The 7,129-nt window shown below is 68.7% G+C and carries 9 protein-coding genes and 2 pseudogenes; 4 read left to right on the top strand and 7 right to left on the bottom strand.

All coding sequences use genetic code 11. From position 1 onward, the window contains the following. The 3 genes and pseudogenes from AB4039_RS40635 to AB4039_RS40625 form a co-directional block, all read right to left on the bottom strand. Positions 1-86 (bottom strand): annotated as a pseudogene (locus AB4039_RS40635) (IS5/IS1182 family transposase); the annotation flags it as partial. Between the two features lie 305 nt (positions 87-391). Next, entirely contained in the window at positions 392-604 is a 213-nt protein-coding gene (locus tag AB4039_RS40630; protein ID WP_442273144.1) for a hypothetical protein, read from the bottom strand. 566 nt (positions 605-1,170) lie between these two features. Further along, entirely contained in the window at positions 1,171-1,443 is a 273-nt protein-coding gene (locus AB4039_RS40625; RefSeq protein WP_442273143.1) for a hypothetical protein, read from the bottom strand. A 218-nt stretch (positions 1,444-1,661) separates the two neighbouring features. Here AB4039_RS40625 and AB4039_RS40620 point away from each other — a divergent pair, with 218 nt between their 5' ends. Beyond that, positions 1,662-2,135 carry a hypothetical protein gene (locus AB4039_RS40620; protein ID WP_442273142.1) on the top strand — a complete coding sequence of 158 codons (474 nt, stop codon included), beginning with the start codon at positions 1,662-1,664 and terminating at the stop codon, positions 2,133-2,135. Positions 2,136-2,210: 75 nt separating this feature from the next. On the opposite strand, the gene AB4039_RS40615 is transcribed toward AB4039_RS40620, so the two are convergent. Continuing rightward, positions 2,211-2,915 carry a CDP-diacylglycerol diphosphatase gene (locus AB4039_RS40615; RefSeq protein WP_266846272.1) on the bottom strand — a complete coding sequence of 235 codons (705 nt, stop codon included), beginning with the start codon at positions 2,913-2,915 and terminating at the stop codon, positions 2,211-2,213. Positions 2,916-3,009: 94 nt separating this feature from the next. Here AB4039_RS40615 and AB4039_RS40610 point away from each other — a divergent pair, with 94 nt between their 5' ends. Next, complete coding sequence (locus AB4039_RS40610; RefSeq protein WP_442273141.1) at positions 3,010-3,273, top strand: hypothetical protein; 264 nt, start codon at positions 3,010-3,012, stop codon at positions 3,271-3,273. 270 nt (positions 3,274-3,543) lie between these two features. Here AB4039_RS40610 and AB4039_RS40605 read toward each other — a convergent pair whose 3' ends face one another. Next, entirely contained in the window at positions 3,544-3,846 is a 303-nt protein-coding gene (locus AB4039_RS40605; RefSeq protein WP_266846273.1) for a hypothetical protein, read from the bottom strand. On the opposite strand from AB4039_RS40605, the gene AB4039_RS40600 reads away from it, so the two are divergent. Beyond that, positions 3,833-4,249, top strand: coding sequence for a helicase associated domain-containing protein (locus tag AB4039_RS40600; protein ID WP_442273140.1), 417 nt, complete (start codon positions 3,833-3,835; stop codon positions 4,247-4,249). The two genes, AB4039_RS40605 and AB4039_RS40600, sit on opposite strands and share 14 nt — an antisense overlap. A gap of 9 nt (positions 4,250-4,258) precedes the next feature. Then, entirely contained in the window at positions 4,259-4,858 is a 600-nt protein-coding gene (locus tag AB4039_RS40595; protein ID WP_442273139.1) for a helicase associated domain-containing protein, read from the top strand. 201 nt (positions 4,859-5,059) lie between these two features. Here the strand turns inward: AB4039_RS40595 and AB4039_RS40590 are convergent, their stop codons facing one another. Both AB4039_RS40590 and AB4039_RS40585 read right to left on the bottom strand, forming a co-directional pair. After that, positions 5,060-6,640: a trypsin-like peptidase domain-containing protein gene (locus tag AB4039_RS40590; RefSeq protein WP_266846274.1), complete on the bottom strand. Its 1,581-nt coding sequence runs from the start codon at positions 6,638-6,640 to the stop codon at positions 5,060-5,062. Between the two features lie 294 nt (positions 6,641-6,934). Further along, a pseudogene (locus AB4039_RS40585) lies at positions 6,935-7,129 on the bottom strand (hypothetical protein); the annotation flags it as partial.

Here is a 7,129-nt window from a genome sequence, read left to right as displayed (position 1 = left end):
GTCACCAGCTTCCCGAAACAGCGCGGACTCAGCCCCGTGAACGGGGCTATCCAAGACGGCTCCGACGCCGTGATCACACCAGCCACACCAAGATCATCTCACCTGTGACCAGCAGTTACGGGACAACCCTTAGGGCCGCCTGACCGTGAAGGCGCAGGTCCGCCACTTGCAACACCACAAGTGGCTGGCCATCGACCGCGCGCACCCGCCGAACACGACGCCGGCACTCAATGCCCTCGCGCGGCCGGGGACGGCGGCGTGCACCGGGTGCGACGCCGCCGAGGTGCTGTTACCGATCCTCCATCACGGCCAGAAGGGACGCCACCCTCGGACCCAATGGCTGAACAGCGCGGGCAGACGGGTCGCGCCCGGAACGGAGGCAGAGCGCTTCCTACTGGCCGAAGAACCCGTCATTTCCGAACGACTCGTTCCACGAGGCGTTCTCGTTGAAGTCGGCAACCTTCACGCTCTTGTCGTTGAACACGGTATTGGTCCCCGAGTTGGTGTCGTCGAGGCTCGCGTGCGCAGGCGCGGCCATCCCCAGCAGGGCTCCACTGGCAGCCAGAGCAACGAGAAGGCCCGGCGTGAACTTAATGATCTTCATGGCACCACTAACGACGAGGGCGCCCAGGCGTTTCGGCCGTTAGCCCTGGTGGCCGGTGAACGGTCCAGTTGTGGCGTCCCCGGGCGCCCCGGGGCTGCGGGCGACCCCGGTAAGTGGGCCTCGCACTCCGCAGAGAGGCCCAAGCCCAGGACTGTGACCTAGCGGGATGCTGGCCCGCCGGTTACGGCACGGGCCGCCCGCAACAGCGCAGGTGAGAGGGCTGGACTCTCCCCCTGCGGGACACCTACAACGCTCAGCTGGGCCAAGTAGAGCGCTCAAGGGCCAACTACAGCGCTAAGTTACAACCAGTGTGACTGAGCGCTTCACCTGGCGGGATTCGCCGGCTGACGCACTCATGCGGACCCGTCCGCCGCCGCGATCTCTCCTGGTGGCCATCCCGTCGGCGGGGGCTGGGGGTGCGTTGTCGGCCGAGCTCAGTTGGTGTGAGCGGGGTGCAAGTCAGGCAGGGTGTTGGCTGGCCAGAGGCTGTCGGGGAAGGCGGCGGCGTCGGAGTCGGTGTCGGGCATGAGGGTGGTGAGCATCTGCTGGGGCTCACCCCCTGGCGTTCAGTGGCCTACCTGCGTGATCTGTTCATCCAGGCCGGGATCCTGCCACCGGCCGACCGGCAGCTGCTGCTGTTCCAGCGATGGCTCGCGGAGAAGCTGCCCGCCATCGACGATGCCGGGCACCGGAAGTTGCTGGAGCTCTTCGCCGCCTGGCACGTCCAGCGCCGCCTGCACACCCTGGCCGGCCGCAGCCCGCTTACCGGCAAGCAGGTCCAGCAGGCCCGCGACGAGATCCGCCTCGCGACCGCCTTCCTCGATCACCTCGCCGATCACGGACCGTCCCTCGCCAACTGCACGCAGGCCGATGTCGATGCCTGGTACGCCGACAGCTACACCGCCCGGCGCCTCACCCACGCCTTCCTTCGGTGGGCGATGCGGTCCAGACACATGCCGAAGGTCATCGTCCCGCCCCGCTCCACAAGCACCCCCGCCCCGCTCGCCCAGCACCAAAACGGCTCGCGCTGCTTCGACAACTCGCGAACCGCGATGACGTGCCGCTCCAGGACCGCGTCGCCGCCCTGCTCGTCCTTCTCTACGCACAGCCGCTCACCCGGATCACCCGGCTCGGCACCGACGACGTCCGGCACGAGGACGGTGAGGTCCTGGTCCGGCTCGGCGACCCGCCGTCGCCCGTCCCGGCCCCCTTCGCCGGGATGCTGCTGGACTACCTGGGGCAGCGGCCGAACACCATGATCGCGACCAATCCGGACTCCCGATGGCTGTTCCCCGGCCGCCGCGCTGGACAGCCCATGACCCCGGAAACTCTGGAACTCCGGCCCCGTCACCTGGCCTTACCAACCCAGCGGGGACGCACCGCGGCGATCCGCCACCTCGCCCTCCAGGCCCCGGCTCCGGTGGTCGCCCGGATGCTCGGCTACCACGACGACACGACCGCCCAGATCGCCGCCGAGGCCGGAGGAACCTGGCGGCACTACGCCCCTGGCGACCACTCACAGTCACCATGAGCACTCCACAGCTGAGGAATACGTGACCCCCGATTACGCGAGGTCGCCAGTTCGATACCCCATACGGGCGGGCGCTCAGGCGCAGTCGAGGAGGTGATTGCAGGTGTTGGTGCCGCTGGGGAGGGCGCTCTCACTGTTCAGGATGTAGAGGCCGGACTTTGCCGGAAGCACGATCATCGTCTGATACTGCATCCTGCTGTCGTCCCCGACCACGTAATGCCTGAGGGTATAGAAGAGGTTGTCGCTGAGGTTCCCGGACTTCATCACCCGGTAGTTTCGGGTCTCTGATGCGACGTGGCCCGTCACCGGAAGCACCGTATTCTTCCACTTCGCGGGGTCTGTAGTGATCTTCTGCTGCTTCTCATATTCTTCGAGATCGCGCAACGCCTGGGGGGCGCATTGAGACATGTGGATGTGCAATTGTTCTTCTCTGCGGGCCTGTTTGGAGTTGATGCCCAGTCCGGCCGCGGCTGGGTGACTGAAGTAGTGGGGGATCCTGCCTTGCGCGGCGGACCAGTAGTTGGTAGCGCCGCTGGCCCAGATCTTGGGGCACTCGATCCCTCTGAGGCGCTCCGTCGGTACCAGTTGAAAGTCCGTGGTGCTTCCCGGACTGCCCGCCATCACGCCCCAACGGCTTTCTACTTCCAGGCAGGGTCCGGCGCGCTGCTTCTGGACGCACACCTGGATTTCGTCCCAGAGGTGTCCGCCGTCCGTCTGGCTGCCGCAGTCGTCGCCGAAAGGATCGGCGCTGGGAGCGTTCTCCTGATTATCCGTGGACATGTCATGCCTCCGCCGCTGTGGAGTCGTCTGAGAGCCTGTGTCAGGATCGGCTGAGTTCAGGAATCCCCCCGATATTGAACAGATAACCAGTTAGGTGAGCCAATCACCCGCAGGGTGCAGCTGTGACGCCGCCGGGCAGGGTGCCGTTCCGGAAACTCTGGAACTCCGACTCCGTCACCTGGCCTTACCAACCCAGCGGGGACGCACCGCGGCGATCCGCCACCTCGTCCTCCAGGCCCCGGCTCCGGTGGTCGCCCGGATGCTCGGCTACCACGACGACACGACCGCCCAGCTCGCCGCCGAGGCCGGAGGAACCTGGCGGCACTACGCCCCTGGCGACCACTCACGGTCACCATGAGCACTCCACAGCTGAGGAATACGTGACTCCCGATTACGCGAGGTCGCCAGTTCTGGACCCCGGACACGGTGACRGCGGCCGCCACTGAATCCTCTGCGCCGGCTACGACGGAACTTCTCTGAGCATCCGCCCTCCTTCCCTCCCCGGCTGGCGCCGCCGAGAGACAGGCCTGGGGTCCACCCGGAACCCACCCAGCTCTTGCTCGTGATCACCCGGATTTGCCCGGACAGTGCTCATGATCCACCGACAGTGCTCACGAATCTGCGGATCCTAGAGCCAGCACCGGATGACCGGCTTCGGAAGCAGCGTGCTCAGCAGCTGGGCCGTCTCGGCCTCCATGTCCACTCCCCCGCCCAGGCCCTCGTTGATCCGTGCCAACCGTGCGGCGGCTTCACAGAGGGCGTCCACGTCCCCAACGGCGTGGTGGGCGAGGAAGACCTGCCGGTGGAGGAGCTCGTTCTCCTCGGCGGCGAGGAGGCCCTGGTGCGCGGCCCAGAGCGCACCGGTGTAGTCGGCGGCCTCCCGGCGGCGGGTGGACAGCTCGTAGGCAACGTCGGCGATGGCCGACACCATCTACGCCCGTACGCACGGGGACCTGCGGGTCCCGTTCGTCTTCCGCGTCCCAGCTATCGAGGACGCGGYGGCGGCCGGCTGGCCGGCCGCCCTGGCGGGCTTCCCGCTCGGGCAGTGGACCGCCGACGCCCGCCGCCTCTACAACCGCGGCAACGTGGACCCAGAGCGCGTCGCCCAACTGGAGAAGCTCGGCATGGTCTGGTCCCACCCCGACACCGCCTGGGCCGAGGGCCTGGCCGCCGCCCGCGGATGGGCCGCCGAGTACGGCCACCTCCTCGCGCCGCTGGACGCCGCCTACCAGGGCGCAGCGGTTGGGATCTGGCTGAAGAACGCGCGGGCCGCCGCACGGAAGGCACAGGAGATCGAGCAGCGGCGGGCGGAGGGGCCGCCGGTGGAGTCGTAGGCCGGGGCGATGACGCGGGAGCGGCGTCAGCAGCTGGAGGAGATCGACCCGTCCTGGTGCGCGGTATGGCCGGTGACGTGGCAGCGCTGCTTCCACCTCGTGCGCCAGCACCTGGACACCGGCCAGGCGCTGCCCACCGTGGCAGGTGAGGTCGTGCGCCAAGGCGAGGACCTCGGCCGGTGGGTGACTTCGGTGCGGGTCGGGTGGGACCAGCTCACCACCGTGCAGCAGTGGATGTGCGAGCAGGTCCTCGGCATCGAGCCCGCCGACGAGGACGAGAAGCCGAAGCCGCGCACCAGCCAGGCCGACAAGTGGGCCATGCACTACGCCGCCGCAGCCCAGTTCTTCGCACGCGAGGGCCACCTCACGGTGCCCCGCAAGCACATCGAGACCATCACCACCGGCGATGGCCCCGCGCAGCAGGATGTGGCGCTGAAGCTCGGAACGTGGGTCGACAACCAGCGACGCCGGGCCGCAGCGCTGACGCCGGAGCGGGTCGAGCTGCTCTCCAAGGTCGGGATGCGGTGGGCGTGCGGGCGTCGCGGTCACCGGGGCTGCCGCGCTCGCGACCTGGCGGTGAACGCGAGTGTGCGGGCCGCCACCCGGTGAGGGTGACGGCCCGCACGGGCCCTGCACTGGGGGCCACGGCGAAGGGGCCCGCCTGGGCACTCAGCGGCCACCGGGACAGGCCGTCACCTCGTGCTGGCGTGTCTTCCTCGCCTTGCAGAAGCTGCCGGACCGGACGCGCCCAGTTCGATGCGAGCCGCTACGCGGGAGCCCGATTCGGCGGTCGATCTGCGGACCATGAGGTCATGAAGACGCGGCCGGTACCGAGAAAAGGGCAGGTGTGGTCGCGTTGCCGGCGTGGTCGTGTCCGATCAGGCAGACGGCCCAGGGAGCGCCCGCTTTCGGAAGGATGACGGGGACCTTGCGGTAGGGCTGGTACCCATCGGCATCGTTGCAGTCTGTCGTCGAGACGGGCCCGTACTTGATTTCGTAGGAGGTGATCTCCCACGGCACGAATTCAGGGCGGACGCGGTAGTCCGTGTCATCGTCGGAGATGTCGATCTTGGGTGCCACGGTCGGCGGAGTGTTGTCGACCCGCGCATGCGCATAGGACGGGTGCTGGAAGGACTCAGCCCATCCTTCGATGTCGGCGTTCGGCCCACCGGCCGCGCACAGAACGTAGAGGTTGTCCCGAGTGGGCAGCATGCTCGTGTATTCCAGGCCCCGCGCGGGCAGACGCTGCGGCCGGCTGTATCCGATGGGGTCGGTGCAGTCGACGACTCCGAACGGGCCGCTCTTGAAGGCGGCATATTTGTGTTGAGCGGTGTTGGCCGGGCTGATGTGTGCGTCCCAGCGGGCGGGGCCATCAGGGGTGTGGCTCTGTGTCTCATGTCCGGAGAAGGTGACGTCCACCTGCTCACCGGGGTCGAGCCTGCAGCCCGGCCTGTCCAGCTGCAGCCCCGTCGCGTCCAGGCACGAGGCGACCGCGTCGACGGGGGTCGCGTAGGCGGTGCCGTCCTGCGGAATCACCAGGCCCGAGGAGCTGCCCTCACAGGGACGTCCCAGCCCGCAGCCCAGGTACCCGGGCGTGGCGACGGTGTTGAGCAGCGCGACGACCTGGGTGCCGTCGGCCGTGGTGACCGGCCCGCCGGAGGAGCCGCCACTGACGCCTGCGCAGTCGGTCCTGGTGACGTCCTTCCACAGCCATGCGAACTCGTGCACGGCCACCGGAGAGGCTGTGGACGTGCAGGTCGACAGGCGCAGGAACTGCTCGTCGGGAGCGACTCCGTCGCGGGGGGCGTGCGCCGCCAGCAGGGCCTGGCCGGCCGTGGGCCGCTCAGCCGACACGGTCCGTGGCACCACCCTCAGTTGCGCGAGGTCCAGGTAGGTGGCTTGAAGCTCAAGTACCGCGACGTCGGTGTCTTTCATCGTCGCGTACGCGACGCTCTGTACCGGGAACGCCCGGTGTTCTGCCGGGTTGTCGTGGAAAAAGGCGGGGGTGAAGCTCCAGCCGGCGGGCGCGGGCTTGCCGACGGTGACCTCGTTGGTCTTCATCGCGTCGCTGACGCAGTGCCCCGCTGTGAGGATCAACGCCTTGGCCGACGGGCTCGGACGCGCGGCCGAGACGAGCGTTGCCGTACACGGCGTGCTGCTGCTCAGGCCGCCGATCAGCCGCCCCGAGGACCGGAACCGTCCCCCGTCGGCGGACGAGGCGTCAATCAGCGGCGCCTGCTCGACCCTGGCCGCGGGTTTCGGGACGGCGCTGCGTGACGAGGGGGATGCGGCCTGGGCCGGGCTCAATCCCAGGAGAAGTCCCGCGGCGAGCGTCCCGGATACCGCAGCGGTGAGAGGCCTGAGCCTCGATGCTGGCAGAGCAGTCTTCACAAGAGGTACTCCTTCACAAACTGACACACAGCCCTCCGCACGACGCGGCGGTACTGCTGGCTCTCCACAACGTGATCAACGACCGCGGCCGGCCAGAGGAACGAAGAAACCCGAGGCCGGAACCGAGTCGTTGCCCCGGGGGCATGCTGGCGGCGTCCGGTGCGGATCCTGGACCAGTGCCCCTCGCTGGGTCTGCAGTAGCACCCGCCCACCCGGTCCGGACGGGGTGGACAACCGCGCCCTGAACCCGTGCGGGCCGCCACCCCGTCAGGGTGGCGGCCCGCGCTTTTGTGGTCACCTGCGAAACGGGGCGAGGACGGCGTCCCGGCGGGGGTTGCCGATCGCGTCGTGGAGCGGCTGCATGTGGGTGCGGCCGAAGCGGAGGAAGACCGGGCCGCCCGGGCCGTGGGCGCGCAGGTTGCGCAGGCCGGTCGCGCGCAGGCCGGTCGCGATGATCGGGATCTTCCGGTCGTAGCTGCTGAACCCGTC

Origin of the sequence: Streptomyces sp. M-16 (genome assembly GCF_052114405.1) — a bacterium.
Taxonomy (GTDB): domain Bacteria; phylum Actinomycetota; class Actinomycetes; order Streptomycetales; family Streptomycetaceae; genus Streptomyces.
Note: the sequence above shows the minus strand (reverse complement) of the source record. Positions and strands in the feature narration are given on the sequence as shown.